Raw genomic sequence first — 26614 nt, forward strand, 5'->3', positions numbered from 1 at the left:
GGTTCAGCGTTGCAGGATGTAGCGGTCGATAGCGCTAGCAACACCATCTTCAAGATTACTGCCGGTGATGAAGCTGGCCTTACTGCGCACAACCTCTTCAGCCTGCCCCATGGCAATTGACAGTCCCGCCTGCTGGAACATGGCGACGTCATTACCGCCATCGCCTATGGCTGCGGTGTTGGCCATCGGAACACCCAGCTGAGCAGCCAGCGTGACTAGCGCGGTGCCCTTGTTAGCGTCCAGTGCCGTGACATCCAGGTAATACGACTGTGAGCGTGCAGCAAGCGCCAAACCTGCGATCAATGGGTTAAGCCTGCTTTCAAGCTGCTTGAGCAGTTCAAAGTCGGTGCTGGCCGCTACGATCTTGTCGATCCGATCGAGGTAAGCTTCAAAGCTCGCCACCTGAACCGGCGCATATCCGAGCGTGTGCCACTCGTGCTCAACGTAGTCACCGTCAGGATCAGTCAGCAACCACTGATCATCGGCAAATACCCATACCGCAACGTCGTGTTCAGCGAACAGGTCAAGGGTCGTCCGGGCAGCCGCTTCATCAATGCGATGGGCGACCAACAGGCTGCCGTCCGCATTGACAATGTTGCCGCCATTGAACCCCACGGTTGGCAGATCAATCCCCAGGGCCTCGATCTGTTGACGCATGGCGCGTGGAGGCCTGCTGCTGGCCACCGTGAAATGAACCCCGGCGGCCCGCAAGCGGGCAACTGCGTCTATATTGGCTTGGCTAAGGGTGTGATCGGGGCGGAGCAGCGTGCCGTCGATATCGGAAAGCAGAAGCTGAACTCTCGTATCTTCAACCATTAATATCCCGCCATTCCCGACCGTCACGGGCCATTAAGTCATCGGCCGCAAGAGGGCCGTCTTCGCCAGCTGGATACAGCTCGACCTGCGGGTGTTTCTGCCATGCGTCCAGAAATGGTTGCACTGCCTTCCAGCCGTTTTCGATGTTGTCCGCGCGCTGGAATAGCGTCTGGTCGCCCGTCAGGCAATCGTAAATCAGGGTTTCATAGCCGGTGGAAGGCTGCATTTCGAAAAACTCGTTGTATTCAAAACCCAGCTCGATGTCTTCCATGTGCAAATTCGGTCCCGGACGCTTGGCGTAGAGATCGAACCACATCCCCTCATTAGGCTGAATCTGGATACGCAGGAAGTTGGGCTTGAGCTGGTCAACTTCAGTATCGCGGAACTGCGCATAGGGCGCCGGCTTGAAGGAAATGGCGATTTCCGTACTGCGAGTGCTCATGCGCTTCCCGGTACGCAAGTAGAACGGAACACCCACCCAGCGCCAGTTATCGATCATCACCTTGAGGGCCACGTAGGTTTCAGTGGTGCTTTCCGGATCGACCTTGTTCTCCTGACGGTAGCCGGTGATGTCAGCCCCTTCTTTGTTGCCCTTCGAATACTGACCACGCACCGAATTGGCCAAAGCCTCCAGCTCGGACCACGGCCGTATGGCGCCGACGACCTTGGCTTTCTCGCCGCGAACCGCGTCGGCGCCGAATGCCGCCGGCGGCTCCATGGCAACCATTGCCAGTAGCTGGAACAGGTGATTGGGCACCATATCCCGCAATGCACCAGTGTTTTCGTAGAAGCTGCCACGCGTTTCGACGCCAACGGTTTCCGCTGCGGTGATCTGCACGTGGTCGATGTAATGGTTATTCCAGAACGACTCGAACAACGCATTGGAGAACCGGCTGACCAGAATATTCTGGACGGTTTCCTTGCCCAGATAATGATCGATACGGTAGATCTGCTTTTCGGTCATGACCTTGAGCAAACAGGCGTTCAGTTCCACCGCGCTGGCGTAATCGGAACCAAACGGCTTTTCGATCACCACCCGCCGAAACTGATCCTCGGTTTCCGTCAGCAGGCCGGAAGAGCCAAGCCGCGTCGCGACCTCACTGAAGAACCGAGGAGCCGTCGCGAGATAGAACACCGCATTCCCGCTGCCGGTGCTCTTGATCTTCTCGGCGATGTCGGCGTAGGTGGAATCATCGAGAAAATCCCCCTGCACATAGCTGATACGGCTCGCGAGACTGGCCCAGAGCTTTGGATCCAGGGGCTCCTCACCGCCGGACGCCACCTTGCTTGCGGCTTCCTGGCGGATGAAATCCTCAAGCTTTTTGGCAAAGTCAGCATCGCTGATCGCATTGTGATCAACGCCGACGATGTGCAGACCTTCGTCAACCAGACCGTCACGGGTCAGGTTATAAAGCGCCGGCATCAGCAGACGCTTGACCAGGTCACCATGCGCGCCAAACAGGAACAGCGTGGTAGGCGGCGCGACTTCAGGCTTCGGCACTCTATTACCTTGGGTTAACCCCATTATTTGGGGCCCTCTTTGTGGCCACCAAAGCCGAAGCGCATGGCAGAGAGCATCTTGTCGGCGTAGGAACTTTTCTGCCGCGAACGGAAACGCGCAAACAACGCGCTGGAGAGCACCGGTACTGGAACCGCTTGCTCCATCGCCGCCTCAATCGTCCAGCGCCCTTCGCCACTGTCGGCAACGGCACCCGAGTAAGCATCCAGCTGCGGATCGGTCGCCAGCGCGTCTGCCGTCAGATCCAGCAACCAGGACGAGACCACGCTGCCACGACGCCATACTTCGGCGATATCAGCCATGTTCAGGTCGAAGCGCTGTTCAGGTGGCAGGTTTTCCGAGTTCTTCTGCTTGAGAATATCGAAGCCCTCAGCGAAGGCCTGCATCATGCCGTACTCGATGCCATTGTGGATCATCTTCACGAAGTGGCCCGAGCCGGCTGGGCCCGCGTGAATATAACCACGCTCGGCACGATCGTCTGTGGAGCTGCGACCCTTGGTGCGCTCTACAGAGCCATAGCCTGGAGCAAGGGTCTCAAAGAGTGGATCCAGACGCTGCACCACGTCGGCTTCACCGCCAATCATCATGCAATACCCACGTTCCAGCCCCCAGACGCCGCCCGAGGTACCGACATCCACATAATGCAGGCCTTTTTCGGTGAGCGCCTTGGCACGACGCACGTCGTCTTTATAGAAGGTGTTGCCACCGTCGATGATGACGTCATCGGCATCCAGCAGATCAGCCAGAACATTGATGGTCTCTTCCGTTGGCTCACCGGCAGGCAACATGACCCAGACAGCACGGGGCTTGTCCATTGCGGCGACCAGCGCTGGGAGATCTGCAACGGCGGTCGAGCCTTCTTTGGCGAGCGCACTGCAGGAGGCTTCATCGCGATCATAAACAACCGTGGTGTGACCGTTGAGCATCAGTCGCCGTGCGATGTTGCCGCCCATACGGCCCAGTCCGATGATTCCAAGTTGCATGTGCAGATGCTCCGTAATTGTAAAAAAGTGTCTCATTTTATAGCTCAGCCACAACCAGGGCCAAGCATGGGGTTTGATTGGTGCGGTGACCGCCACGATTGGGGCGAGGTCCAGGCACCGGAAAAGCAGGTTCCAGCCCGCATCTACAAGCTCATTGCCATGATTGAGAAACGTTCCGGACAATTAAAAATAAAAAAGTTCCTTTTTTTTGCAAAAGAAATCAGAATCGTCGCCGATAGAGAGGTAAGCAGAGGCGATTCGAGGATCGATAGTCATTTGCCATGGACCTTTCAGGTTTGAATCCGCCATTTGCGAGGTGAGCAATGGGCACTGTACTTCCAGCTACCGCACCACAAACCCTCTACGTTACTGTCCGTCGTGACGAACTGCGCCAGCTTAAAGAAGAGCGCGAACAATTGCAGAAAAAGGTCGCTCATTTGAGCCTGATGCTGCAGCAGTCACAGCTCACCGGATCCAGCACCACTGCCCTTCGCGCCTGATCCTGCGCCGGATGTTGCAGCCCTGCAACATCCCTTCGATAGACAGTAATCCAAAGCGGCAAGCCCGCCCTGACCGGCTTGCCCTCATGCAAAACACTCCCGGCCACCTTACGCCCCGCTACTAAAAGCTCCGACCCGACGCGTCTTGTAATGTTCCTCGTCACACCGGGCGGCGATCATGTACCTGAGTCCAACCCTCAGTCAGACGCAAGAGCACACCGGGCTGCGTCATTCAAAGAGATTTCTGCCAGAACATCGCCTTGCCCATGACCGGGTCGAGTTCATAGCCAGCGAAACCAAGCTTGCGATAGGCGTTCTGAGCGACTGCATTGCCCTCCAGAACTTCCAGAGTCATTTTGCAGCAGCCACGCTGACGGGCTATTTCCTCGACTTTGGCCAGCATTTTCTGGCTGATACCCAGGCCGCGATATTGGGCGACTACCGCAACGTCATGGATATTGATCAAAGGCCGGCACTGGAACGTCGAAAAACCTTCGAAGCAATTCACAAGCCCGACAGGCTCGCCGGAAATGAATGCGAGCACGCTGAACGCGTGGGGCCGCTTGGCCAACTCGATTGCCAGTTGCTGCTGCGTGTCGAGAGAGATCGACTGACCGCCGCCCATTACGTCTTCAGCATAATGATTCAGCACGAAGCCAATCGCCTCGGCGTGTACCGGATTCGTGTAACTCGCCTGCAGCACCAAAACCTCTGGGGTATCCATTTCATCCTCGTGCGTTCATCAAAGACCGAGATGGCTGCCCTATGGCAAGCCGGGCCGTGGATTCTATCGCGCTCCACCAAAAAATGTTCCATGACCTTTGTAGGGGAAATCCTCTAACGCACTCGGATAGAACGACAAGCGCACCGAGAAAAGGCATTCATATTATCTCTGGCTGACGAGTGACGCTCGCTCGCCTCTGCGCGGCCCCTCGTTCCGTGGTCTAAGACCCGGATTGTCAAACAATCCGACCAGCGGCATAGGACGCATTTGGCGGGTAAAAGAGCGCTATAAAAAAGCGCAACCACCATTCTGATAGCTGATATCAACGAAATGCTGGAGCGATGATTGTTCCGCCGTCCCGCATTCCAGACATTTCCCACAAAAAAAGTCGAAACTTCTGAAACAGCCATAGGTCAGGTGAATAGAGCGCCTATGCTGTTGGTTAGCCCTGCAATTTGAGCGCTGCCACCCTGTCCAGCGATTGCGCAAACGGTAAATGGGTACTGATCTTGCGTAGTACATTTGTGTCTGGCCATAGGACATGGCCAATAACAATTCGAGTGCAGTACTTACACTGTATTAAATGGGAGAAAACGATGATTAGCGCCGCTGTCAAAACCCAGAAGGGAGAGAGTTTTAATCAGCCGGCCAGCGAGCTGACTCATCTGCCGGTCTTCGCTACGACGAGCGTTCCACTGCTGCAACTGCCTGTTTCACAGCCAACCATCGTGCCGACCAACAAACGCAAAGTTCTGTTCGTCACATCGGAGCTGGCTGACCTGGTCAAAACCGGGGGTTTGGGCGATGTGTCTGCCGCGCTGCCGCGAGCCATGCGTCACCTGCACGATGTCCGCGTGCTGATACCCGGCTATCCACAGGTCCTCAATAGCGGTAATCCGATTCACGTGATCAGCCAGTTGGGTGGCTACGCCGCTTTGCCACCTTGCAAGATTGGTCGCATGGACATGAAAGATGGCCTGGTCATTTATGTACTGATCTGCCCTGAACTATATGAACGCGAAGGCACGCCTTACGCTGACAGGAATGGTCGCGACTGGTCGGACAACCACATCCGCTTCGCGCGTCTAGGCTTGGCCGCAGCCGACTTTGCCGCTGGCGCAGTGAAGACTCAATGGTGCCCTGAACTGGTTCACGCCCATGACTGGCCAGCCGGCCTGGCGCCCGCCTACATGAAATGGCGCGGCCAGACCACACCGAGCATCTTCACTATCCACAACCTAGCTTATCAAGGCACTGTCAGCACCGGTTCCAGCGTCGAACTGGGCATACCCAACGAAGCTCTGGGCGCTGACGGGATGGAGTTTTACGGCAAGTTGTCGTTCATCAAGGCCGGCATGGCCTACGCCAGTCATATCACGACCGTCAGTGCAACCTACGCCAAGGAAATCACCACCCCTGAATTCGGTTGCGGCCTGGAAGGCTTCCTGCAAAGCAAGGCCGATCGCGGCCAGCTCAGCGGCATCCCCAACGGTATTGATGCCAGCTGGGACGCCGCCACCGATGAACATCTGATTTGCCACTTCGCCCCGAATGAATGGCAGCGCAAAGAAATCAACGCTGACCACGTTCGAGAGCTGTTCGAGCTTGAGCCGTCTACAGGCCCGCTGTTTGCCGTGGTTTCCCGTCTGGTCTACCAGAAAGGTCTGGACCTGACCATCGGCGTGGCTGAGCAGATTGTGAGCCAAGGTGGTCAGATTGCGATCATCGGCCGCGGCGAGCCGGAAGAAGAAGATGCAATGCGTGAGTTGGCATTGCGGTTTCCTGGTCAGATCGGCGTGCGAATCGGCTTCAACGAGACCGATGCCCGACGCATGTTTGCCGGCAGCGACTTCCTGCTGATGCCTTCGCGCTACGAGCCATGCGGGCTGAGTCAGATGTACGCCCAGCGCTTCGGTTCTCTGCCAGTGGCACGTAACACAGGCGGCCTTGCTGACACCATCGAAGACGGCGTCACCGGTTTCCTGTTCGATGAGTCAACCGTCGAAAGCTACAAAGAAGCATTGAACCGTGCCTTCAAAGTGTTCTCCAACCCTTCACTACTCAATGCCATGCGCTGTCGCGCCATGGCGGCACCTTTCAATTGGCATCAAGCGGTAGAGCCTTACGCAGAGCTCTATCAAGATCTGTTGAAAAAGAACGTGGGTGCTTCACTTCACTACTGATTAAGGGGTCAACGGATGCCTCTGCGTACGGATGAGAACTGGCGCCACGGCGCCGTTCTGCTGGATTCTGGACACACTCGGTTCGCCCTCTGGGCACCGGATGCCTACTACGTAAGTATTGAAATCGAGGGTGGCCAGTCTCTGGCCATGCTCCCGCAAAACGAAGGTTGGTTCATACTTGAGACCCGCTGCCCGGCGGGTACTCGCTACCGCTACAACATCGATGGGGAAATAGAAGTCCCCGACCCCGCCTCCCGCTCTCAAGCGTCTGATGTTCACGGTTACAGCGTGGTGGTCGACCCCCTGGCCTACGAATGGCAAAACACCGGATGGCAGGGACGGCCCTGGCATGAGGCGGTGATCTACGAATTGCACGTGGGCGCTCTGGGCGGTTATGTCGGCGTAGAAGCACACCTGCAGCGCTTGGCGGACCTCGGTGTGACGGCCATCGAACTGATGCCCATCGCGCAATTCCCCGGTGAGCGCAATTGGGGTTACGACGGAGTTTTGCCTTATGCCCCACAGTCGTCCTATGGCACTCCGGAACAGCTCAAGCACCTGATCGACACGGCCCATGGTTTTGGCATCGCGGTCATTCTGGACGTGGTTTACAACCACTTCGGCCCGGACGGCAATTATCTCGGGCGCTATGCCAAAGGATTCTTCCGCAGCGATGTGAAGACCCCATGGGGCGACGCCATTGATTTCCGCCGGCGCGAAGTGCGCGATTTCTTCATCGACAATGCTTTGATGTGGCTGCTGGAGTACCGCTTCGACGGGTTGCGTCTGGATGCCGTGCATGCCATCAACGATTCGACGTTCCTGCAAGAGTTCGCCACCAAAATTCATCAGCACATCGACGCACCGCGCCATGTCTGGCTCAATCTGGAAAACGAGTTCAATCAGGCCAGCCTGTTGGAGCAAGGCTTTGATGCGCAGTGGAATGATGACGGGCACAACACCCTGCACGTGCTGCTGACCGGCGAGACCGACGCCTACTATTCCGATTTTGCCCATCAGGCAACCAACAAGCTGGGGACCTTGCTCAGCCAAGGCTTTGTCTATCAGGGCGAAAGTACCCGGCATGGGCACAACCGCGGCGAACCGAGTGGCCACTTGCCGCCCAGCGCCTTTGTCCTGTTCCTGCAAAACCACGATCAGATCGGTAATCGGGCCTACGGCGAGCGCTTGCCACAGCTGTGTTATGGACCCGCGTTACGGGCAGCGACAGCACTGTTGCTGCTTTCACCCATGATCCCGCTGATGTTCATGGGCGATGAATGGGCCGCTAGCGAACCCTTTTTGTTTTTCACCGACCATCACGGCGAACTGGCCGATGCAGTGCGTGAAGGGCGACGTGCAGAGTTCGCCGACTTCGCGGCGTTCGCGGATGAAGAAAAGCGTGAGCACATCCCTGACCCCAATGACGTGGCAACGTTCGAAGCGTCCAAGCCTGCCTTTGATGCGGCATTGCTTGAGACCGATATAGGCGCCGATCACCAGACTTGGCTGGCGCTCTACCGGCAATTGCTGACCCTGCGCCACAGCCAGATTGTGCCTCGCCTGCCAGGGGCGCAGGCGCTGGGTGCCGAGGTGCTTAGCGAAGGCGCGGTAATGGCACGCTGGCGCATGGGAGACGGCACAGTCCTGCGCATTGATCTGAATCTGACGGAGCACGCGGTTAGCGCGCCTGAATGGAGTGCCGGCAGCGTTGTTTTCGAAACCCTGCCCAACGCAGCAGAACTTTCCCGGCGAGGCGTCCTCAATCCTTACACGGCCATTGTCAGCCTGATAGCAACCGATGTTATGGAGAAACAGGATGAGCAATGATCAACTGGAGCACCTGGCGACTGAGGCGGGTCTCTCGGTCGACTGGGTCGACGCCAATGGTCGACCGCAACGGGTCAGCCCCGAAGTGTTGAGCAACGTACTGGAAAGCCTTGGCTATCCAGCGCAGACAAACGAACAGATTGACGCCAGTTTGCAAAAACTGAAGCAGGCTCATCATCAGCCGACGCCACCGCCTCTGCTGACGGTTGATCATGGCAGCAACCTTGACCTGAGCGCCTGGTTCGAACCCGGCACACCGTTCGTTCTGCATCTGGAAGACGGCGCGACCATCGATGCCAACCTGACCGCTACAGGCTCCCTGCCTGCGCTGGCTCCGGTGGGCTATCAGCAGCTGAATATCGCCGGACAACACTTGACCATCGCCGTAGCGCCGGACAGCTGCTTCAGCGTGGCCATGGCCACCGATACTGCAGTGCCTCGGACCTGGGGCTTGACCGTTCAGCTGTATGGCCTGCGGCGTGAAGGCGACGGCGGTTTTGGTGACACTCAGGCGCTTGAGAGTTTTGCCCGTTCCGCTGGCGAACGCGGCGCCGATGCGCTGGCAATCAGCCCCGTTCATGCAATGTTCGCCAACGATCCGCACCGCTATAGCCCGTATTCGCCTTCCAGCCGACTGTTTCTGAATAGTCTGTATTGCTCGCCAGGCACTATCTTGGGCGAGCGCGCCTTACGTCTGGCCATTGAGGAGTCCGGATTGAGCGATGAGCTCAAGCGTCTAGAGGATCTGCCGCTCATTGACTGGCCCGCCGCTTCCAGCGCCAAGTGGAAAATCCTGCACAAGCTTTACGATGCCTTCAGCGGCAGTGCTCATCCTTTGCACGAAGACTTCAACAGCTTCCGCCATTGCGGCGGCGAAGCGCTGGAAAATCACTGTCGCTTCGAAGCCATTCGCGGCGAATGCGCCAAGCTGGGCATGAGTGACAACTGGCACGAATGGCCGCCCGAATTCAAAGACCCGCGCAGCGAAGAGATCGCACGCTTTGCCGCCAATCATGGTCCGCAAATCAGCTTTCATGCCTTCGCCCAGTGGCTCATGGCTCGCGGCCTTGAGCGCGCCCAGGTGGCCGCACGCAGCGGTGGCATGCGCATTGGGTTGATTGCTGACCTCGCCGTGGGTGCCGACGGCGCTGGCAGCCAGGCCTGGAGTCGGCAGGATGAGTTGCTGTCGGCACTGACCGTCGGTGCGCCACCTGACATCCTCAATCGCGCCGGACAAAGCTGGGGGATTTCCGCGTTTTCACCGGAAGGTCTGAAGCGTAACGGGTTCCGCGCGTTTATCGAAATGCTGCGGGCCAATTTCGCCCATGCCGGTGGCTTGCGTATCGATCACATCATGGGCTTGCAGCGCCTGTGGGTGGTGCCACTGGGTGCTCCTGCCAGCGACGGTGCCTACCTGAACTATCCGCTGGACGACATGCTCAGGTTGCTGAGCCTCGAATCGTGGCGGCACAAAGCAATCGTGCTGGGCGAGGACCTGGGCACGGTGCCTGAAGGCCTGCATGAAAAATTATCCGCGAGGGCCATTCTGGGGATGCGCGTGCTGTTGTTCGAACAACACAACGCGCACTTCAAGCCCATCCTGGACTGGTCGGATGAAGCGCTGGCCATCACCAGCACCCATGACCTGCCGACACTTGCCGGCTGGCTGGCTGAAAACGACATTGACTGGAATCTGCGTCTGGGCCTGGTGGATGAGGAGCAGGCGCAAAACTGGCGCATTGATCGCGAACGCGAGCGTGACGGCTTGCGCCTTGCGTTGAGCCAGAATTCGGACAATTTCAGCGATCATCGCTCTGAGTCCGAGCAGATGATTGATGCCAGCGTGCGCTACCTCGGACATACCCGCGCACCGTTAGTGTTATTGCCCATGGAAGATGCGATGGGCCTTTCCGAGCAGTTCAATCTCCCTGGGACTACCGATAGCCATCCAAACTGGCGGCGGCGCCTTCCGGCGTTCAGCGCCTCACTGATGGAAGACGAAACCGTTGCACGCCGCGTGGAATTGCTTTCACAGGCGCGCCTGCAAGCTGCCGAGCGTGACCAATGACCCAACTTCAACCATTGCGCGCGACACAACGCCTGCAATTTCATAAAGACTTCACCCTCGATGACGCGGTGCCTCTGGTGCCCTACTTCGCCAGCCTGGGTATCAGCCATCTCTATGCCTCGCCACTGCTCAAGGCTCGCGCCGGATCCATGCATGGCTACGACGTGGTCGACCCGCGGATCATCAACCCGGAGCTTGGAGGCGAACCTGCGCTCAAGCGGCTGGTAAGCGCACTGCGCGAGCACGGCATGGGCTTGATTCTGGACATCGTGTCGAACCACATGGCCGTGGGAGGCGCTGACAATCCTTGGTGGCTTGATCTGCTGGAATGGGGGCGCCGCAGCCCCTATGCGGATTTTTTCGACATCCAGTGGAATTCACCGGACCCGCTGCTCGAAGGCCAACTGTTACTGCCATTTTTGAGTACTGACTACGGCACCGTATTGCAGGCCGGAGAAATCCCCCTGCGTTTCGACGCCCAGCACGGCATGTTCTACATCGAGCACTACCAGCATCACTTCCCGATCAACCCCGGGACTTATGGGCCCCTGCTCGAATCCGACGACAACCCGCTACTGGACGAACTGAGCAAGCGCTTCGCCGCTCTGGATCAATTCCCCCAAGCCTATGAGCGCGCCCGTCAGGCCCGCGCCGAGCTGGCGGAATTGGCCAAGGATCCGCAAATCGTCGGGGCAATCGAGCAAGCCATGCAGCGCTTCGACTCCACCCGGCCCGAAGGTTTCCAGCGTTTGCACGGCTTGCTGGAACGCCAGCACTATCGCCTGGCGAGCTGGCGCACTGCCGGTGATGACATCAACTGGCGGCGGTTCTTCGACATCAACGAGCTAGGCGGCTTGCGGGTCGAGCGGCCAAATGTATTCGAAGCGACCCACGGCAAGATTTTCGAACTGATCGCCGAGGGTATGGTTGACGGATTACGGATCGACCACATTGACGGTCTTGCCAACCCTAGAGGCTACTGCCGCAAGTTGCGCCGTCGGGTGAATGGCTTGTTGGCCGCACGTCCTGCAGGCACTGAACTTGAGCATCTGCCGATTTTCGTCGAGAAAATTCTCGGCCCAGACGAGCAGTTGGCCAAGGACTGGGGCGTGGACGGCACCACTGGCTATGAGTTCATGAACCAGGTCTCGCTGCTACAGCATGATCCAAAGGGTCAGGCGCCGTTGGGAGAACTGTGGAGCCGCTTGAGCGAGCGCACCGCAGACTTTGATCAGGAAGTGCTTGAAGCTCGTGATCTGGTGCTGCATGGCACGCTGGCAGGGGACTTCGAGAACGTCGCCCAGTCGTTGCTTCAGGTTGCGCGCAGTGACCTGATGAGCCGCGACCTGACGTTGGGGGCCATACGTCGCGCCCTCCTGGCTTTGGTGGTCAATTTCCCGATTTACCGGACTTACATCAGCGTGTGCGGGCGTTCGGCGGAAGATGAGCGATTCTTCCAGCAGGCCATGCAGGGTGCCCGCAACACCTTGAGCGAAGCAGACTGGTCGGTGCTGGATTATCTGCAGCGCTGGCTTGGAGGCGAGCCGTGGCGGCAACTGCCGCGAGGTCGGATGCGTAAGCTTTACAAAAATGCCTGCGTTCGATTCCAGCAATTGACCTCGCCGGTGGCAGCCAAGTCGGTGGAGGACACTTCGTTCTATCGCAGTGCGGTGCTGCTCTCGCGCAACGACGTGGGCTTCCATCCGCAGCATTTCAGTGCACCACCCCAGGCGTTTCACGATGCCTGCCTGGCTCGACACGAATCCTTCCCGGATAACTTGCTCACCACGGCCACTCACGACCACAAGCGCGGTGAAGACACCCGTACGCGCCTCGCGGTGCTGAGCGAGTGCGCGGGCTGGTACGCCGAACAGGTGGAGCGCTGGCGTCAGTTGGCGTTGCCTCTGAAGGGCGACAAGGAGCCAACGATCAGCGCTGGCGACGAGCTGATGCTTTACCAGGCGATGCTGGGCAGTTGGCCACTGGATCTGGATGGCGAAGACGCGTTGAACGCCTATGCTGAGCGTTTGACCAAATGGCAGGAAAAAGCACTGCGTGAAGCCAAACTTCACAGCAGCTGGAGCGCGGCCAACGAACCCTATGAGCGCGCTTGCCGGGAGTTCCTCCAAAGTATCCTGCTGAGCACGGAAGGCACCGCACTGCGCCAGTCACTGGGCGCCACCGCCAACCGTATCGCGACCGCAGGAGCGTTAAACAGTCTGGCGCAAACCTTGCTTCGCATGACAGTGCCTGGCGTGCCCGATCTTTACCAGGGTACCGAGTATTGGGATTTCAGCCTGGTGGATCCGGACAACCGTCGGCCTGTGGATTACGCAGCTCGGGCGCAGGCGCTGAAGCAGGGTTCTGAACCTCAAGAGCTGTTGCAAAACTGGCAGGACGGTCGCGTCAAGCAGGCGCTGATCCATAAAGTGCTGAACGTGCGGGCCGGGCATTCTGAGCTGTTCAGCCGGGGGGATTATGTGCCGCTGCAAGTGTTGGGCAGTCATGCTGAACAAGTGCTGGCCTTCGCTCGCGTCTCTAAGCAGGAACGCGCGATCGTGATCGTGCCACGCGTGTTCAATGAACTATTAGGCACGGCGCAAACTCCATTGATCAATGCGACAAGTTGGGGTGATACACGAGTGGTCCTACCGTTCGCGGATTCAAATCGAAGTTGGAAGGGACTTTTTTCAGACGATGTAGTCACAACTGACAAGGAGATGCTGCTTAGCGCAGCGCTCGAAGAATTTTCAGTAAATCTGCTTATTCAAACTATGTAATACCTGGGAGTGTCGAGATGAGTGCCGACGAAAAGCGGATCCGTGAGTTCGCGTATCAGATATGGGAATCGGAAGGCCAGCCCTCCGGCCAGGATGAGCGCCATTGGGAGATGGCACGCAAGCTGGCTGAGGCCGAAGCACTGGCCCCGGACAAATCCACCGCCCGCAAGGCGGCCAAGCCCAAGTTGCCGAAAGTGGATGGTGCGGCTGAACCCAAGCCATCACCTGCTAAACCCGGTAAACCGGCTGCTCCTGCGCCGACCGGCAAGTCACCGGCCAAGCCTGCACCCAAGGCAGCAGTAAAAACCAAGCCGCCCGCACCGGCGGCGCAGGCTGAGCAACCGACTAAAGCAGCACCGAAGAAACCAACGGCCAAAAAGCCCGGTAAACCCTCGGCGCCTTGAATCAGTCAGGGTGACGTTCCGGACCGCAGTGACCGCCGACTCAGGGTCGTGATCTGCGGTCATTCAACCGTTCAGTTTCCTTTTATTTGTTGAAGCCGCCTCGCTTCGACTGCGGTTTCGGCCGCCCCGAAAAACACCAGACGTCAGGAATGCATAATGAGCACGCAGTCAAAAACCCCCAAGGACAGTGCCAAAGCCGACAAGGCCAAGGTTGAACAAGCAGAGCCGACTGTTTCGCGCATTCGTGAAGGTCTACCCTTTCCGTTGGGTGCCAACTGGGACGGCCTCGGCGTTAACTTCGCGCTGTTCTCGGCCAACGCCACCAAGGTAGAACTTTGCCTGTTTGATTCGACTGGCGAAGTGGAACTCGAGCGTATCGAACTCCCGGAATACACTGACGAAATCTTCCACGGTTATTTGCCCGACGCCCACCCGGGGCTGATTTACGGCTACCGTGTCTACGGCCCTTACGATCCGCAGAACGGCCACCGCTTCAACCACAACAAATTGCTGATTGACCCCTACGCCAAGCAATTGGTCGGCGAACTCAAATGGTCGGAAGCGCTGTTCGGTTACACCATCGGCCATGAAGACGGCGACCTGAGCTTCGACGAGCGGGACAGCGCGCCTTTCGTGCCTAAAAGTAAAGTCATCGACCCCGCCTACACCTGGGGCCGTGATCAGCGGGTCGGTGTGCCTTGGGACAAGACCATTCTGTATGAAACCCACACCCGTGGTTTCACCATGCGTCACCCGTCCGTGCCTGATGAACTCAAGGGCACGTTCTCCGGCATGATGGTTGAGGACGTTATCGATCACATCCGCAAGCTGGGTGTGACCTCCGTTGAACTGCTGCCGATTCATGCCTTCGTCAACGACCAGCACTTGCTGCAGAAAGGCATGACTAACTATTGGGGCTACAACAGCATCGCCTTTTTTGCCCCGGACCCACGCTACCTGGCGCACGGCAAGATTGCCGAGTTCAAGGAAATGGTCGCGCACATGCACCATGCCGGGCTCGAAGTCATTCTTGACGTGGTTTACAACCACACCGCTGAAGGCAACGAACTGGGCCCTACCCTGTCCATGCGCGGTATCGACAACGCCTCGTATTACCGCTTGATGCCCGATGACAAGCGCTTCTACATAAACGACTCCGGTACCGGCAACACCCTTGACCTGAGCCACCCGTGTGTCCTGCAGATGGTCACCGACTCGCTGCGCTACTGGGCCTCCGAAATGCACGTCGATGGCTTCCGCTTCGACCTGGCGACCATCCTTGGCCGTTACCACGACGGTTTTGACGAGCGCCATAGCTTCCTCGTCGCCTGCCGTCAGGACCCGGTACTGCGCCAGGTCAAACTGATTGCCGAGCCTTGGGACTGCGGTCCGGGTGGCTATCAGGTGGGTGGTTTCCCACCGGGCTGGATGGAATGGAACGACAAGTTCCGCGATACCGTTCGGGCGTTCTGGAAAGGTGACGAAGGCCAACTGGCAGACTTCGCCGGGCGCATGACCGCCTCCGGCAACATGTTCAACCAGCGTGGCCGCCGTCCTCAGGCGTCGGTGAACTTCATCACCGCCCACGACGGTTTCACCCTGCATGACCTCGTGTCTTACAACGACAAGCACAACGAAGCCAACGACGAAAATAACCAGGACGGCAGCAACAACAACCTGTCCTGGAACCATGGCGTCGAAGGTCCGACGGAAGATCCGGAAATCAATGCGCTGCGTCTGCGTCAGATGCGCAATTTCTTCGCCACGTTGCTGCTCGCACAGGGCACGCCGATGGTGGTGGCCGGTGACGAGTTCGCCCGCACCCAGCATGGCAATAACAATGCCTACTGCCAGGACAGCGAAATTGGCTGGGTCAATTGGGATCTGGACGAAGACGGCAAGGCATTGCTCAAGTTCGTCAAGCGTGTGATCAAGCTGCGTCAGTCTTACCCGATCCTGCGTCGTAGCCGCTTCCTGGTGGGCGATTACAACGAAGAAATCGGCGTCAAGGACGTGACCTGGCTTTCGCCGGACGGCAGTGAGATGGGTATCGAGCAATGGGAAGACGCCAATGCGCGCTGCCTGGGCATGCTCATGGACGGTCGCGCGCAGGAAACCGGTATTCGCCGGCCCGGCTCTGATGCGACGCTGTTGCTGGCGGTCAACTCGCACCATGACGGCGTGAACTTCACCCTGCCGCAAGTGCCGGAAGGTGCGCACTGGACCTGCCTGATTGATACCAATCAGCCAGACATGAAAGCAAAAGAGCAGTTTGGTTTTGGCGAGCACTACACCATCACCGCCCGCTCGCTGCTGCTGTTCGAACTGCAGCACGACGAGCAGCCATGAGCCTGGCGCTGAGCGAGTTCCTCGACTGGCGCAAGCACGGCTATGCCGATACGCGAGCGTTAGGCGAGTGCCTGCAGGCGCTGGTTGACGAGGGGCTGGATCAGCTGCCAATGCCCGCCAGCGGTCAGACACTGGATCGCTGGCGCAGTCTGGCCTGTGTCGCAGGCCACGACCTGGGTCTGTGCAAGTTGTATGAAGGTCACACTGACGCACTGGCGATCATGCAGGAGCTGGGCTTTCAGGGGTTCAGTTCGGTTCCTGCTGAACCCGGCAGCACTTGGGGAGTGTGGGCGGCTGAACCGCCGCAGGCCCGCGTCAGGGTCAGTGGGAGCGGCTCATCGGTGCAGCTCGATGGCCGCAAGGCCTGGTGCTCGGGTGCTGCCGTGCTCAGCCACAGCCTGGTCACTGCCTGGAATGACGACGGCCAACAGCAGTTGGTCGCTGTCGATCTCAGGCAGGCTGGGGTGACTGTTACTCAGGACGGTTGGCGCGCGGTGGGTATGGGCGCAACGGGCAGCTTTGAGGTTCAATTCAAAGCGGCCCGAGGTGTGGCTGTAGGGCCACCCGGTGCCTACATCGAGCGGGCCGGTTTCTGGCAAGGCGGGATCGGCATCGCTGCCTGCTGGTATGGAGCGGCGCGTGCCATCGCCTCGAGGCTGTTGCAGCATGTAATCAAACAGGATGAACCCCATGCCCAGGCTCATCTGGGTGCGGTCGATACGGCGCTGCACAGCGCGCTCAGCGTTTTGCATCATGCGGCTAGCTGCATCGATAACGCGCCTGAGGACAATGCCGAACACACTACCGAACACAGCAACATCACCGAACAGAGCAACATCGAACTTCTCGCCCGGCGCAGTCGGGCGGCTATCGAATTCAGCGCCGAGCAGATCATTACCCACGTCGGCCATGCACTGGGCGCAGGGCCTTATTGCAAGGACGCGCACTTTGCGCGGCTAGTGGCCGATCTGCCGGTCTTTTTGCGTCAGAGCCATGCCGAGCGGGATCTGGCGGCGCTCGGACGACTGACGGCAGCCCAGCCGATCACTCCCTCCTCAAGGACATGGATGTTATGACGGATAATCCGATCACTGGCAGCGGTACGTCGCTGCACGAGTGGAACACCTCGAAGAAACTCGCCCAGTTGCCGGTCATCAGTGCCGACATGCTGGTGCCGATCAATTCCCGCGCGGTGATCATCGCACCCCATCCTGATGATGAAGTGCTGGGCTGCGGCGGTCTGATGCGCCAGTTGGCGCAGCTGGATCGGCCTTTAAAGCTGATCTCCGTCACCGATGGCAGCGCTAGTCATCCGGGCTCCAACCTATGGCCTGCGGAGCGATTGAGCGCGGTCCGCCCCCAGGAAAGCGCCGAGGCATTACGTCGGCTGGATCTACCAATGCACAGCCTGCAATGGATCCGCGGTGGCTTCAGTGACACCAGCGTTGCAGCGCAGGAAGACGAGCTGGTGGAGTATCTGCAACGGTATCTGTGCCCCACTGACGTGGTTATCGCCACTTGGTCCATGGACGGCCACGCTGACCACGAAGCCGTAGGCCGCGCCAGTGCCCGGGCGGCAGAAGCAGTCGGCGCGCCCTTTCATGAAGTGCCGATCTGGGCCTGGCACTGGGCGTCGCCGGAAGATGAGCGTTTGCCGTGGGACAGGGCCCGCAAGGTGCTGCTGGATCCAGTCACCATCGCCCGCAAACGTCATGCGGTCCACGCTTTCGCCAGCCAACTGGAAGGCGACCCGCTCATTGGTCTGCCCCCAGTCCTCTCGGCGTCTGCCCTGGAGCGTCTGCTGCAACCGTTTGAAGTGGTGTTCGTGTGAGCGTCGCCGACAGCTATTTCGACGAGCTCTTCCAGGCCAGTGATGACCCTTGGGCTTTCAAGCAGCGCTGGTATGAACGCCGCAAGCGCGCGTTAACCCTCGCGGCGTTGCCCCGAGAGCGCTATGCGGCCATTTTCGAACCTGGATGTGCCAACGGCGAACTCAGCGCAGACCTTGCGACACGCTGCGACCGGTTGTTGGCCTGCGACACCTGCTTGCCCGCCGTGGAGCTGGCCCGTCAGCGTTTGCGCACGTTCAGCCATGTCAGAGTGATACAGGCGCGTTTGCCGCAACAATGGCCCGATGAACGCTTCGACCTGATCGTGCTCAGTGAACTGGGCTATTACCTGGACGAAGTCGACCTGAATCTGTGGATTGATCGCGCGCTCGCTTCACTCACCGACAGCGGGCAACTGCTGGCTTGCCACTGGCGACCCGACATCGACGGCTGCCCGCTGAACGCGGAGCGGGTTCACGCAATCCTTCAGGAACGGCTGCAAATGCCCCGACTGTTCACTCACCAGGAACCCGACTTCTTACTCGATATCTGGAGTCGCGAAGGCGAATCCGTGGCAGAAAAGGAGCTTCTAAGATGATTGGCGTGCTCATCCCGGTCCACAACGAAGAACAACTGCTCGGTGAATGTCTGGAGACGGTGCTTGCGGCGGGCCAGCACCCGGCACTTGCGGATGAGCAGGTGTTGGTCCTGGTTGTGTTGGACAGCTGCACAGACGGCTCGGCGGCTATAGCGGAGCATTATTCTGTGGCCACTCTGGAAGTCTCGGTCCGAAACGTGGGTCAGGCGCGGGCGGCGGGTGCGTCATTGCTGCTGGAACGCGGCGCCCGCTGGATTGCCTGTACGGACGGCGACAGTACGGTTGCGCAGGACTGGCTGGTTGAGCAGCTGGCATTGGACGCTGATGCGGTCTGCGGGACCGTGACGCCTGGCCAGTGGCACGACGAGATTCCGCTGGAAGCGCAGATCCGCTACCAACAAAGCTATCAGCATCGGGACGGGCATCGGCATATCCACGGCGCCAATCTGGGTGTCAGCGCAGCGGCTTACACCTTGGCGGGCGGCTTCCCACCGCTGGCGTGTCATGAAGACGTCCATCTCATTCGGCAGTTGGAGTTGAGGGGCGCACGCATTGCCTGGAGCTGCCGCCCGCGAGTCACCACCAGTACCCGGCTACAAGCTCGGGCCTCTGGCGGTTTTGCTGACTATTTAAGGGCTCTGGCTGACTGAAAGGCTATGGCTGATGGGCTGTTTGCAAGCCGGTGTTCAGCTCGGGCATACCCAGGGCATCCTCGAAAAAACGCACAGCCTCGGCGCTCAGATTACGATGAATGTCTTCACGATCCACGCCTTCGCGATCAGTACAGACGATGGGCGCCGTGGCTCGCTGCTCGTCGCTGCAGGGTGCCATGAACACGAAGTGCCCTGCCCCGGCCAGCAGTTTGTATTCAGGGGTCTGCGGCAGTTTGCGGGCCAGCGCTTCGGCATTCTTGTCGACGGCGAGCAGTTCGTCACCACCACCGCTGTAAAGCAATACCGGCACATGCACGCCTGACAGCGTAGTGCGGCCGAACATTAAAGTCAGCGGTGCCATCAGCATCAAGGCCCCCACCCGGGGATCGGCCTGGGCATGCAAATCATCCCGGTCCAGCAACAACTCGCCTTGAGTCTTGCAAGCGTCGCGATCCAGCGGATGCTCTACACAATAGGTTTTCAGGCGCTTCAGATCAGGTTCAGCGCCCGCCAGAATCAACGCAGTTTCACCGCCAGCCGAATACCCAATCACTCCGACCTGATCGGCGCTCAAATATGGAGACAATCGGGGATCGAGCAGCGCTGCGCTGATGGCTTCGGATATCTGCAGCGGCCGGCCGTAGAGATTGCTGAGGCTGCCCAATCGGCTGTGATCCTGGGTGTTATCGCCGGGATGAACAACCGCTACGACCACGAAGCCCTGGCGTGCCAGGGAAGTCGCCAGATCATGCAGCGCCAAGGGTGTGCCGGTATTGCCGTGGGACAGCAGTATCAGCGGGAAACGCCCCATGGCGATGGCCGCATCAGGGCTGGCTTCAATCCAGTAGTCCTGGACCTTGCTGGTGTGTTCTTCGTCGGTAGAGGGGTAGAACGCCAGAGCATGCATCGGCTGAGAATCCAGCGGATCAGGAAACGTCAGCTGGTGATAGCCGACACTCCAGTGTTCGTCAGCGCTTGCGTGCACCGAAACCATGCCGCCCAGCAGGGAAAACATCAGTAATGCACAAAGACGTACCATCACAAGGCCCAACCTTTGTAATCCGAAATGACCCATCCAGACGCCTCTGCGGCAGCTGAACCTGAGCTTCATGCTCTGGCGCGAACTCTCGCAGTACTGGCGTACAGAGATAAGAGTCACGATTTACGGATTAGTGCATAGGGCGGGCCAGATGTTTTGTGAATCGGGCCGAGCGGCCTCAGAACCTGGGGGAGATTCTTGATTACCTGCAAGGCTTCTCGGAAACACCTCAACGCGCTGGTCGATCTCAGCCTCGTGGGAGCGAATTTATTCGCGAATGCTGACGTACAACCGAAGCATATCCAGCGAATGTACCGACCTCTTCGCGAATGAATTCGCTCCCACGGCTCCTTGCACCACCTGCGCAGTGCCTGCCCGGGATACAGACTCCGCGGTCTTCTTGAAAAAATCACCGAAACCTTATCGCAGGCAAGCCCGGCTCCCACAGGTGTCACCGGGCCGCTTGTAGCTTTCCGCTCGTAGCTGCCTCAGGCCGCGAACAACTCTTCAGCAATCTGCTGCTGTGCAGCGGTCATTGCATTGGCGCGAGGTTCGTCGCCATAGGCCAGGCCGTGAGCGAAAACAAACTTCAGGTTAGTGACGCCGATGAAACCGAACAGCACTTTCAAGAAGTCCTCATGCCCTACGCTGGTTGGCTGACCAACGTGCAAACCACCCGCGGTGGAGACGATGATCACTTGCTTGTCGCCACACAGCCCTTCTGGGCCGGTTTCGGTGTAACGGAAGGTGCGACCGGCGACCGTGATGCGGTCAATCCAGGCCTTGAGCTGGCTTGGAATGGTGAAGTTGTACATCGGGGCGCCAATGACCACGACGTCTGCGTCGAGAAATTCCTGCAACGTTGCTTCATTGCTGGCAACTTCCTGCTGTTGAGCAGCATCACGACCTTCTTCAGGAGTGCCGGCAGCAGCCAGGGTACCTGCGGAAAAGTGAGTCAATGCTTCACTGGCCAAATCGCGATAAATCACCTGAGTACTAGTTTCAACGGCGCTGAACGCCTCAACCACACTGCGGCTCAGCTGACGCGAGGCAGAATGGTCGGCAAGGATGCTGGAATCGATGTGCAAGAGTTTCATGAGGAGCTTCCCGAGTGAGTGAGTCGCCAGCAGGCGGCAAGTGGCGATAATCCTACCCTTGAAACCAATAGCTGATTAGTCGCCATAAATGCGATAGTTCGTCCCACCTACAGGACAATCGAGCGTTTCATGCAAGACCTCAATGATCTTTACTACTTCGCCAAGGTTGTCGAATCCGGGGGATTCGCAGCGGCTGGACGATTACTGGGCATACCCAAATCGCGACTGTCGCGCCGTATTGCCGAGCTCGAAGCCAGGCTTGGCGCCAGTCTGCTCCAACGCACCACCCGCAAACTGGCCATGACTGCAGTGGGCGAGCGCTATCTGAGCCATTGCCAGGCAATGCTGCTGGAGGCCGAAATGGCAGACGAAGTGGTCGCCTCTTTGTCCGCCGAACCCCGCGGGCGGCTGCGGGTATCCTGTCCGGTCGGCATGATTCACTGGAACCTGTCGGCAGTGATCAACGAGTTCCTTATCAGCCATCCGCTTGTGCAACTGGAAATGCTGCTGGTCAACCGCCGGGTGGATCTGGTCAATGAAGGCATCGACGTTGCATTGCGCGTGCGGGATATCGGCGATGAAGACCCCAGCCTCATTGTTCGTCAGCTATCCCCTGCCCGTGCCATATTGGCTGCCTCACCCGCCCTGATTGCCGGGCGTAGCGTCGTCCACCCCCGCGACCTTGCCACCCTGCCCGTGCTGGGTGCCGTCGAGGCTGATCGCAAAGTTCACTTTCAACTGCGGCACGCTGACGGCGACCACTGTGATCTGGCCCTGGAGCCGCGGCTGGTGGTCGATGACTTCCCGATTCGCAAGAATGCGGCGGTAGAGGGCCTGGGCTTCACGCTTCTGCCGATGATGAATTGCTACAAGGAGCTGGAAAGCGGACAACTCATCCAGCTATTGCCTGACTGGTCACTGCCCGGAGGTAATCTGCAAGCGGCGTACACCCAAAGGCGGGGAATGTTGCCTGCGGTGCGGGCCTGGATTGAGCACGTCAGTGCAGCATTCGGCGCGGAGCCCGGTTGTCGTTGAGACTCTTGAATCCTGGGATTGAATCGAGGAATGCCATGTTTGCCGAACAAGTCGCGCAATTCTGCCTGCAACTGCCGGGCGCCCGAGAGGATTACAAATGGGGTGGCATGCGGGTGTTTTCCGTAGCCGAGAAGAAGATGTTCGCAGTGCTGGACCTGGCGGGCAAAGGCCTGTCATTCAAAGTCGCGCCGGAGTTGTTTCTGGGTTACGTCGACCGCCCCGGCGTCCGCCCCGCGCCCTATCTGGCCAGAGCCTACTGGATCAGCGTGGCGGTACCCTACGCCCTGAGTGACGACGAACTTCAGGATTTGCTGACCCGTTCCCACCAGTTGGTGGTCGGCAAGCTGCCGAAGAAGCAACAGATCGGATTGAAGTTGTAGAGGATGGATGTGCCGTCACTGTGTGGGAGCGGTGCTTGCCCGCGATAAGGACACCGCAGATGTCAGTTAGATAGCGTAAAACCTATCGCGGGCAAGCACCGCTCCCACAGGAGTCGAACCCAGCGAGCTCAATAAAAATGCCGAGCCAGGTAATTCCCGCCCAACAACAGCCGATCAACCCAGTACGCCTGATGCAGCAGCACGATCAGCCAGAACACCAATTGAAAGGACACTTTGCGGGTTTTGTGGCGGAACAGTTGCTGTGCAATCAACGCTCCCGGCCAACCACCCAACAGCTCCACGGCGTGCAGGACCTTTTCCGGCGTGCGCCAGCCGTCGGCTCTGGCCTGACGCTTGTCGCGCCAGTACAGAAACACCGCCAGCACACTCATAACCAGATAGATCGCCAGCGGCAACCAGACGCCATTGATTGCCAACGCCCCCGCTCCGATGATCGGCAGCGCGCAGAGCGTCAGCAGCACGAAAAGCTTCAGGCGCACAAAGCGCCGCGCCGATGTTTTGCCGGAGGCCTTGCGTTCAGTTCGAATCTGCTGAGCCATACGCTTTAGCCGCTCACCGACGTCCAGTCGATCCAGCCAAACTGCCAGGTGGCGAGAATCAGCAGACCGAACGCGATCCGATACCAGGCGAATACCGCATAGCTATGGGTGGCGATGAACCGAAGCAAACCACGCACCGCGATCATGGCGAACACGAACGAAGTGACGAAGCCAATCGCAAACACTGGGAAATCTGCGGGCTGGAAAAGGTGGTGATACTTGTAACCTGAGTACACTGCAGCCCCGACCATGGTGGGCATGGCCAGGAAGAATGAAAACTCGGTGGCCGTCTTGCGCGACAAGCCGAACAGCAAACCGCCGATGATCGTCGAGCCGGAACGCGAGGTTCCCGGGATCATCGCCAGACACTGTGCGCAACCGACTTTCAGGGCGTCTACCCAGGTCATGTCATCGACGCTTTCAGCGTGGACCGTATGCTCGCGGCGCTCGGCCCACAACATGATAATGCCGCCGACGACCAGCGCCGTCGCCACGGTGATGGGGTTGAACAGGTATTCGTGAATCCAGTCCGCAAACAGCACACCCAACACCACGGCTGGCAGAAACGCGATCAACAGGTTGACGGTAAAGCGCTGGGCCTGACGCTGCTTTGGCAAGCCGACCACGACGTCGATGATCTTGCGCCGGAACTCCCAGACCACCGCGAGAATCGCGCCAAGCTGGATAATGATGTTGAAGGCCATCGCCCGTTCGCCGCCAAAATTGATCAAGTCCGCGACGATGATCTGGTGTCCGGTGCTGGAGATCGGCAGAAACTCCGTAAGCCCCTCGACAATCCCGAGAATCAATGCCTGAGCGGCGGTCCAAAGATCCATCATTCCCCCAATGTGGCCCACTCGAAGGAGGCCTGTAAGTCGTATTGTTTTCAACCGGTGTGAATATACCCGGCCAACGGTGAACAGCAGCTGAATACGCTGGTCGCGGGCCTGAGTATTACCGGGCGCGGCGATCCTAACAGACATACAGAGCGCATGCTTCCATTGAACCCGTGGGACCGGCTTTAGTCGGGAATATGGCGTTACATACGCTCCATCTGTTTCGTCATTAACTCCCGCTCTCCCGGCTAAAGCCGGACCTGCGAGATTGCACGAATCATGTATCTCCAGGCGTCATCCGCTTACAATCCACGCCGTTTTCTACCCCCAAGGAGCGGCAACAATGAAGGTTCTGGTGCTGGCTGGCCCTGAGTCCAGCGGCAAAAGCTGGCTGGCCGCAGAAATACAAAACCGCTTTGGTGGGAGGCTGGTGAGCGAATACGTTCGTGATTTCATCGAACAACACCAGCGGGACACTAGTTACGCTGACATCCCGGCCATCGCCCAGGGCCAGCTCGACAGCGAAGATGCCGCCCGCGCTGCCGCCCCCGAGCTTTTGATTCTCGATACTCACCTGCTGAGCAATATGCTCTGGAGTCTGACGTTATTTGGGGATTGTCCGGGATGGGTAGAGCAGGCATTACTGACGCGGCATTACGATCTGCATCTGCTTCTGGCCCCGGAAGGCGTCGAATGGATTGGCGACGGCCAGCGTTGCCAGCCGGAACTGGCCCTGCGCCAACGATTCTTTGCAGACAGCCTGCGCTGGCTTGAGCAAAACCGGCAGACTCACCTGGTGATTGGCGGCGACTGGGCGCAACGTCGCGAGCAGGCGTTTACCGCCGTGCATCATCTGCTGAGCAAGGACTGACTCTCAACGGATCTGATGTTTGTGCAGTAACCGATAAAACGTCGGCCGCGAAACACCCAGCACTTTTGCGGCGACACTCAGGTTGTCGCTGTGGCGGGTCAGCACATCACACAGGGCCTGACGTTCTGCCCGGGATTTATAGTCGTCCAGCGTGCCCATACTGCTGATGATGTCGTCCTCGCCCAGCAAGCCAAGGTCCGCCGCTTCAATCTGCCGTCCTTCAGCCAGCACCAGGCCGCGACGCACCCGATTGGCGAGCTCGCGCACGTTCCCTGGCCAGTCATGCTTGCCCATGGCAACCAGCGCATCCTGACTGAAGTTGCGCACCCTTCTGCCGGTTTCCTGACTGTAGAAATGAGCGAAGTGGTTAGCCAGTAATGCCAGATCCCCATGGCGCTCGCGCAACGGTGCGGTCCCGACCTGCAGCACATTCAGGCGGTAATAAAGATCTTCGCGGAAGCTTTTCTTGCGGATTGCCGCCTCCAGATCGACATGGGTGGCCGCCAGCACCCGCACGTCGATCGGAATAGCTTCGCGCCCGCCTATGCGCTCGATTTGCTTGTCCTGGAGGAAGCGCAGCAGGTTGGCTTGCACTTCCATGGGCAAATCGCCGATCTCATCCAGAAACAAGGTTCCGCCGTTAGCGGCCTCGATCCGGCCAATCTTCAGCTCATTGGCGCCCTCGAAGGCGCCCGGCTCATAGCCGAACAGTTCGGTATGCAGCAAATGTTCGGCGGTAGCACTGCAATTGATCGCCACGAATGGCTTGTGGCGTCGTTGTGACTGCATGTGCAGGGTGCGCGCCACCAGTTCTTTGCCAGTGCCAGGCTCGCCGCGAATCAGGACAGGGGATTCAGTGGGTGCCAATTTGCTCAGCAGGCGACGCAACTCACGGATAGGCCGGCTTTCGCCGAGCATCTCGTGTTCCGGGCCGGACACATAGCCAGCACCCTGAGTGCGCATGCGTGCCATGCCAAACGCGCGCCCCAGAGTGACCTGCATCCGCGCGACGTCGAATGGCAAGGTGTGAAAATCAAAAAACCATTCACAGACGAAGTCACCGATTTTCTCCCGACGCAAATCATCAGGAGTTAACACCGCGATCCATTCGGTATGGCTGCGGGCAATCAAATCCTTGACGACTTCCGGGTGCTCGAAATGGTACGGCATAAGGCGGATCAAGCCGACATCGCAGCTGCGCCCGACTGCGTTTTCGAGGGTGCTGATGTCCACATCCCACATCGATGCGCGTAGAACGGGGATGAGCTGATGGCAATCGTCACACGGATCAACAATCAACAAGCGTCGCAATGGTGGTGCCGATTCATGCATAAGAAGTCCCTGGCGCCATGACTTAGGAATTAAGCTGAGAAAACTATTTATAAACAGGTAGTTGGCGGTCTCGATTTGAACATTAGCAAGTTTTTGACGGGCGCTTGTACCGATTAACTATATGGTTCAGACCCAAATAGAATTAGGCGAATAAAACAAGCGCCTGTCTTCGCTGCGCCGCCGTGCCGCACCTTCGCCCATGGTCAAGCCGCCTGCCTGGAGCCAGCG

24 protein-coding genes are annotated in these 26614 nt (G+C 58.6%); 15 read left to right on the forward strand and 9 right to left on the reverse strand.

All coding sequences use genetic code 11. The annotated features are described in order from the left end of the window. Positions 1-3: 3 nt before the first annotated feature. Genes IV01_RS17855 through gnd form a run of 3 tightly spaced genes read right to left on the reverse strand, consistent with a single transcriptional unit; the run spans position 4 to position 3354 of the window. Positions 4-816: a Cof-type HAD-IIB family hydrolase gene (locus IV01_RS17855; protein ID WP_032627238.1), complete on the reverse strand. Its 813-nt coding sequence runs from the start codon at positions 814-816 to the stop codon at positions 4-6. Then, the gene (gene zwf / locus IV01_RS17850) at positions 809-2317 is read right to left on the reverse strand and encodes a glucose-6-phosphate dehydrogenase (RefSeq protein ID WP_418903515.1); all 1509 of its coding nucleotides are present in this window, start codon (positions 2315-2317) and stop codon (positions 809-811) included. Before zwf ends, IV01_RS17855 begins: the two co-directional genes overlap by 8 nt. 23 nt (positions 2318-2340) lie before the next feature. Further along, complete coding sequence (gnd, locus tag IV01_RS17845) at positions 2341-3354, reverse strand: phosphogluconate dehydrogenase (NAD(+)-dependent, decarboxylating) (RefSeq protein ID WP_080290244.1); 1014 nt, start codon at positions 3352-3354, stop codon at positions 2341-2343. Positions 3355-3384: 30 nt separating this feature from the next. On the opposite strand from gnd, the gene IV01_RS17840 reads away from it, so the two are divergent. After that, on the forward strand, positions 3385-3618 hold the full coding sequence (locus IV01_RS17840; RefSeq protein ID WP_032627241.1) for a hypothetical protein: 234 nt from the start codon (positions 3385-3387) through the stop codon (positions 3616-3618). Positions 3619-3641: 23 nt separating this feature from the next. Further along, a complete protein-coding gene (locus tag IV01_RS0124800) occupies positions 3642-3818 on the forward strand; it encodes a DUF6026 family protein (RefSeq protein ID WP_032627242.1) in 177 nt (58 codons plus the stop codon). Positions 3819-4050: 232 nt separating this feature from the next. On the opposite strand, the gene IV01_RS17835 is transcribed toward IV01_RS0124800, so the two are convergent. Then, a complete protein-coding gene (locus tag IV01_RS17835; protein WP_032627243.1) occupies positions 4051-4542 on the reverse strand; it encodes a GNAT family N-acetyltransferase in 492 nt (163 codons plus the stop codon). 596 nt (positions 4543-5138) lie between these two features. Between IV01_RS17835 and glgA the strand changes: the two genes are divergently transcribed. The 10 genes from glgA to IV01_RS17785 all read left to right on the forward strand — a co-directional run bounded on the left by glgA (position 5139) and on the right by IV01_RS17785 (position 19233). Then, positions 5139-6725 (forward strand): glycogen synthase GlgA, encoded by a 1587-nt coding sequence (gene glgA / locus IV01_RS17830; RefSeq protein WP_032627244.1) that lies wholly within the window; start codon positions 5139-5141, stop codon positions 6723-6725. A gap of 15 nt (positions 6726-6740) precedes the next feature. Beyond that, complete coding sequence (gene treZ, locus IV01_RS17825; RefSeq protein ID WP_032627245.1) at positions 6741-8555, forward strand: malto-oligosyltrehalose trehalohydrolase; 1815 nt, start codon at positions 6741-6743, stop codon at positions 8553-8555. Beyond that, entirely contained in the window at positions 8545-10623 is a 2079-nt protein-coding gene (gene malQ, locus IV01_RS17820) for a 4-alpha-glucanotransferase (protein ID WP_032627246.1), read from the forward strand. The genes treZ and malQ overlap by 11 nt, the downstream gene beginning before the upstream one ends. Continuing rightward, positions 10620-13403: a malto-oligosyltrehalose synthase gene (locus IV01_RS17815; protein ID WP_032627247.1), complete on the forward strand. Its 2784-nt coding sequence runs from the start codon at positions 10620-10622 to the stop codon at positions 13401-13403. Before malQ ends, IV01_RS17815 begins: the two co-directional genes overlap by 4 nt. A 17-nt stretch (positions 13404-13420) precedes the next feature. After that, positions 13421-13807 (forward strand): DUF2934 domain-containing protein, encoded by a 387-nt coding sequence (locus IV01_RS17810; RefSeq protein WP_032627248.1) that lies wholly within the window; start codon positions 13421-13423, stop codon positions 13805-13807. Positions 13808-13963: 156 nt separating this feature from the next. Then, positions 13964-16156, forward strand: coding sequence for a glycogen debranching protein GlgX (gene glgX, locus IV01_RS17805; protein ID WP_032627249.1), 2193 nt, complete (start codon positions 13964-13966; stop codon positions 16154-16156). Further along, entirely contained in the window at positions 16153-17232 is a 1080-nt protein-coding gene (locus IV01_RS17800) for an acyl-CoA dehydrogenase family protein (RefSeq protein ID WP_032627250.1), read from the forward strand. The genes glgX and IV01_RS17800 overlap by 4 nt, the downstream gene beginning before the upstream one ends. Then, complete coding sequence (locus IV01_RS17795) at positions 17229-17987, forward strand: PIG-L deacetylase family protein (RefSeq protein WP_032627251.1); 759 nt, start codon at positions 17229-17231, stop codon at positions 17985-17987. The genes IV01_RS17800 and IV01_RS17795 overlap by 4 nt, the downstream gene beginning before the upstream one ends. Continuing rightward, complete coding sequence (locus tag IV01_RS17790) at positions 17984-18583, forward strand: SAM-dependent methyltransferase (RefSeq protein WP_032627252.1); 600 nt, start codon at positions 17984-17986, stop codon at positions 18581-18583. The genes IV01_RS17795 and IV01_RS17790 overlap by 4 nt, the downstream gene beginning before the upstream one ends. Then, a complete protein-coding gene (locus IV01_RS17785; RefSeq protein ID WP_032627253.1) occupies positions 18580-19233 on the forward strand; it encodes a glycosyltransferase in 654 nt (217 codons plus the stop codon). Before IV01_RS17790 ends, IV01_RS17785 begins: the two co-directional genes overlap by 4 nt. A 4-nt stretch (positions 19234-19237) precedes the next feature. Here IV01_RS17785 and IV01_RS17780 read toward each other — a convergent pair whose 3' ends face one another. After that, the gene (locus IV01_RS17780) at positions 19238-20275 is read right to left on the reverse strand and encodes an alpha/beta hydrolase family protein (RefSeq protein WP_032627254.1); all 1038 of its coding nucleotides are present in this window, start codon (positions 20273-20275) and stop codon (positions 19238-19240) included. Between the two features lie 488 nt (positions 20276-20763). Next, complete coding sequence (locus IV01_RS17775) at positions 20764-21372, reverse strand: FMN-dependent NADH-azoreductase (protein ID WP_032627255.1); 609 nt, start codon at positions 21370-21372, stop codon at positions 20764-20766. 129 nt (positions 21373-21501) lie between these two features. On the opposite strand from IV01_RS17775, the gene IV01_RS17770 reads away from it, so the two are divergent. Beyond that, positions 21502-22407: a LysR substrate-binding domain-containing protein gene (locus IV01_RS17770; protein ID WP_032627256.1), complete on the forward strand. Its 906-nt coding sequence runs from the start codon at positions 21502-21504 to the stop codon at positions 22405-22407. A 35-nt stretch (positions 22408-22442) separates the two neighbouring features. Further along, a complete protein-coding gene (locus IV01_RS17765; protein ID WP_032627257.1) occupies positions 22443-22787 on the forward strand; it encodes an MmcQ/YjbR family DNA-binding protein in 345 nt (114 codons plus the stop codon). Between the two features lie 128 nt (positions 22788-22915). On the opposite strand, the gene IV01_RS17760 is transcribed toward IV01_RS17765, so the two are convergent. After that, positions 22916-23347 (reverse strand): DUF1294 domain-containing protein, encoded by a 432-nt coding sequence (locus tag IV01_RS17760; RefSeq protein ID WP_032627258.1) that lies wholly within the window; start codon positions 23345-23347, stop codon positions 22916-22918. A gap of 5 nt (positions 23348-23352) precedes the next feature. Then, complete coding sequence (locus tag IV01_RS17755) at positions 23353-24183, reverse strand: undecaprenyl-diphosphate phosphatase (RefSeq protein WP_032627259.1); 831 nt, start codon at positions 24181-24183, stop codon at positions 23353-23355. Positions 24184-24526: 343 nt separating this feature from the next. Between IV01_RS17755 and IV01_RS17750 the strand changes: the two genes are divergently transcribed. Further along, the gene (locus tag IV01_RS17750) at positions 24527-25054 is read left to right on the forward strand and encodes an AAA family ATPase (RefSeq protein ID WP_032627260.1); all 528 of its coding nucleotides are present in this window, start codon (positions 24527-24529) and stop codon (positions 25052-25054) included. 3 nt (positions 25055-25057) lie between these two features. Here IV01_RS17750 and IV01_RS17745 read toward each other — a convergent pair whose 3' ends face one another. After that, positions 25058-26386: a sigma-54 dependent transcriptional regulator gene (locus IV01_RS17745; protein ID WP_032627261.1), complete on the reverse strand. Its 1329-nt coding sequence runs from the start codon at positions 26384-26386 to the stop codon at positions 25058-25060. Between the last annotated feature and the right edge of the window lie 228 nt (positions 26387-26614).

Source organism: Pseudomonas syringae (assembly GCF_000737245.1).
GTDB lineage: Bacteria > Pseudomonadota > Gammaproteobacteria > Pseudomonadales > Pseudomonadaceae > Aquipseudomonas > Aquipseudomonas syringae_J.

Excerpts from the sequence above, each read along its gene's own strand:
- IV01_RS17750 (WP_032627260.1), top strand. The coding sequence starts at position 24,527 with ATGAAGGTTCTGGTGCTGGCTGGCCCTGAGTCCAGCGGCAAAAGCTGG.
- IV01_RS17795 (WP_032627251.1), top strand. The coding sequence starts at position 17,229 with ATGACGGATAATCCGATCACTGGCAGCGGTACGTCGCTGCACGAGTGG.
- IV01_RS0124800 (WP_032627242.1), top strand. The coding sequence starts at position 3,642 with ATGGGCACTGTACTTCCAGCTACCGCACCACAAACCCTCTACGTTACT.
- malQ (WP_032627246.1), top strand. The coding sequence starts at position 8,545 with ATGAGCAATGATCAACTGGAGCACCTGGCGACTGAGGCGGGTCTCTCG.
- IV01_RS17840 (WP_032627241.1), top strand. The coding sequence starts at position 3,385 with ATGGGGTTTGATTGGTGCGGTGACCGCCACGATTGGGGCGAGGTCCAG.
- IV01_RS17810 (WP_032627248.1), top strand. The coding sequence starts at position 13,421 with ATGAGTGCCGACGAAAAGCGGATCCGTGAGTTCGCGTATCAGATATGG.
- glgX (WP_032627249.1), top strand. The coding sequence starts at position 13,964 with ATGAGCACGCAGTCAAAAACCCCCAAGGACAGTGCCAAAGCCGACAAG.
- IV01_RS17775 (WP_032627255.1), bottom strand. The coding sequence starts at position 21,372 with ATGAAACTCTTGCACATCGATTCCAGCATCCTTGCCGACCATTCTGCC.
- glgA (WP_032627244.1), top strand. The coding sequence starts at position 5,139 with ATGATTAGCGCCGCTGTCAAAACCCAGAAGGGAGAGAGTTTTAATCAG.
- IV01_RS17760 (WP_032627258.1), bottom strand. The coding sequence starts at position 23,347 with ATGGCTCAGCAGATTCGAACTGAACGCAAGGCCTCCGGCAAAACATCG.
- IV01_RS17765 (WP_032627257.1), top strand. The coding sequence starts at position 22,443 with ATGTTTGCCGAACAAGTCGCGCAATTCTGCCTGCAACTGCCGGGCGCC.
- treZ (WP_032627245.1), top strand. The coding sequence starts at position 6,741 with ATGCCTCTGCGTACGGATGAGAACTGGCGCCACGGCGCCGTTCTGCTG.
- IV01_RS17755 (WP_032627259.1), bottom strand. The coding sequence starts at position 24,183 with ATGGATCTTTGGACCGCCGCTCAGGCATTGATTCTCGGGATTGTCGAG.
- IV01_RS17835 (WP_032627243.1), bottom strand. The coding sequence starts at position 4,542 with ATGGATACCCCAGAGGTTTTGGTGCTGCAGGCGAGTTACACGAATCCG.
- IV01_RS17770 (WP_032627256.1), top strand. The coding sequence starts at position 21,502 with ATGCAAGACCTCAATGATCTTTACTACTTCGCCAAGGTTGTCGAATCC.
- IV01_RS17855 (WP_032627238.1), bottom strand. The coding sequence starts at position 816 with ATGGTTGAAGATACGAGAGTTCAGCTTCTGCTTTCCGATATCGACGGC.
- gnd (WP_080290244.1), bottom strand. The coding sequence starts at position 3,354 with ATGAGACACTTTTTTACAATTACGGAGCATCTGCACATGCAACTTGGA.
- IV01_RS17780 (WP_032627254.1), bottom strand. The coding sequence starts at position 20,275 with ATGGTACGTCTTTGTGCATTACTGATGTTTTCCCTGCTGGGCGGCATG.
- IV01_RS17745 (WP_032627261.1), bottom strand. The coding sequence starts at position 26,386 with ATGCATGAATCGGCACCACCATTGCGACGCTTGTTGATTGTTGATCCG.
- IV01_RS17785 (WP_032627253.1), top strand. The coding sequence starts at position 18,580 with ATGATTGGCGTGCTCATCCCGGTCCACAACGAAGAACAACTGCTCGGT.
- IV01_RS17815 (WP_032627247.1), top strand. The coding sequence starts at position 10,620 with ATGACCCAACTTCAACCATTGCGCGCGACACAACGCCTGCAATTTCAT.
- IV01_RS17800 (WP_032627250.1), top strand. The coding sequence starts at position 16,153 with ATGAGCCTGGCGCTGAGCGAGTTCCTCGACTGGCGCAAGCACGGCTAT.